The sequence below is a fragment of the Streptomyces albidus (ex Kaewkla and Franco 2022) genome (assembly GCF_013870515.1).
Lineage (GTDB): Bacteria > Actinomycetota > Actinomycetes > Streptomycetales > Streptomycetaceae > Streptomyces > Streptomyces albidus.
The window spans coordinates 1-1,693 of the sequence record NZ_JACBXA010000483.1; the positions used below are offsets into that span (position 1 = coordinate 1).

2 protein-coding genes are annotated in these 1,693 nt (G+C 73.5%); both read right to left on the minus strand.

Going from position 1 to position 1,693, the window contains the following annotated elements:
• A partial coding sequence (locus tag H5J26_RS30740) for a nicotinate-nucleotide--dimethylbenzimidazole phosphoribosyltransferase (protein ID WP_181769217.1) occupies positions 1 to 938 on the minus strand: 938 nt, incomplete at its 3' end.
• Positions 939 to 1,056: 118 nt separating this feature from the next.
• On the minus strand, positions 1,057 to 1,693 hold a 637-nt coding region (locus tag H5J26_RS30745), incomplete at its 5' end, for a bifunctional adenosylcobinamide kinase/adenosylcobinamide-phosphate guanylyltransferase (protein WP_181769218.1).

The window sequence follows — 1,693 nt, forward strand, 5'->3', positions numbered from 1 at the left end:
AGGGCCATGCGGTCCAGGGCCTTGGCCTGCGCGGGCTCGCTGCTGGTGTGCCCCGCCAGCCACCAGTCCGGGGCGCGGAACGCGACGCGCTGCGCGACGAGCGCGCAGGCCGCGGAGACCACACCGTCGAGGATCACCGGCGTGCGCCGCACCGCGGACTGGAGCAGGAAGCCGGTCATCGCCGTCAGATCGGCTCCGCCGACCGCGGCGAGAAGCTCCAACTGGTCGCCCAGCACGGGGCGGGCGCGTCGCAGACCGTCACGGATCGCGGCACACTTGCGCATCCACGTGAGGTCGTCGATCTCGCCGCCGCCGCGGCCGGTGACGACGGAGGCGTCCGTGCCGCAGAGCGCCGCGATGAGCGTTCCGGCAGCCGTCGTACCGCCCACGGAGAGGTCTCCGAGAACGACGAGGTCGGTGCCCGCGTCGGCCTCCTCGTCGGCGATCGCCATACCCGCGCGGAAGGCCTGCTGCGCCTCCTCGGCGCTGAGGGTGTCCTCGGTGTCCAGCCGTCCCGACGAACGTCGCACCCGGTGCCGCGTGACCTCCGCGGGAAGCTCATCCACGTCGCAGTCGAGCGCCATGTCGACCAGCCGGACCGGCACTTCGAAGCGACGGGCCAGGATCGCTGCCGGCGAGGTGCCGTCCAGCGCTTCGCGTACGAGTGTGGAGGCACTGCCCGCAGGCCGTGCGGAGACGTTCAGTTCCGCCACGCCGTGATCGCCCGCGAAGACCACCATGCGCGGCTGCCGCAGCGGTTCGACGGGAAGCCGGGCCTGTGCCGCCGTCAGCCACTCGCCCAAGTCGTCCAGCCGGCCCAGAGCTTGGTCCGGAAGCCCGGTCCGCGCCCTCCGCTCCTCGGCATCCCGGCGCAGTCCGCCGTGCGGGCGCTCGATGAGATCGGAGAAGTCATCCAGGTCCAGGGTGCGGTCACTCATGTTGGCGAAGCGTACGGTACGCCTCCCGCGCGGGCAGGCGGACGGGTGCGCGTGCCGGACGCGGGTGCGTGCGGGCGGGTGCGCACCGGCCGTCCCCGCGAAGGACCTGCGGACACCCCTAGCCGCGCAACGACTGTCCGACACCCGCGGTGACGAGCAGCACGTGCTCGCACTCCGCCGCGAACGCCGCGTTCAGACGCCCGAGTTCGTCACGGAAGCGACGGCCCGAGGGGGTGGCGGGGACGATGCCCGAACCGACCTCGTTGCTGACCGCCACCATGGTCCGCCGGGTGTTCCGCACGGCCGCGCGGAGCTCGTCGACGCGCTCGTGAAGCATCCGGGCGCCGACGCTCCGCCAGCGCTCGTCGTCCCAGGCGCCGGCCGAGTCCATCGCGTCCGTGAGCCACAGGGACAGGCAGTCCACGAGCAGGGGCGGCCCTGTCGCCTCCAGCAGCGGGACGAGGTCGCAGGTCTCCTGGGTGCGCCAGGACGCCGGACGGCGTTCCTTGTGCGCGCTCACGCGTGCCGCCCACTCGGGATCTCCGTCACGGCTCCCGCCGGTTGCCACGTAGACGACGCCCGGAAAGCTCGCCAGCCGGCGCTCCGCCTCCAGCGACTTCCCCGAGCGTGCGCCGCCCAGCACGAGGGTGCGGCGCGGCACCTCGGGAAGCTCCGGGTACTCGCCGACGACGAGAGTCGTCCCGTCCGGTTCGGTGTGCGCTCCCGCCGCGGCGAGACGCCGGCGCAGCTCGGCC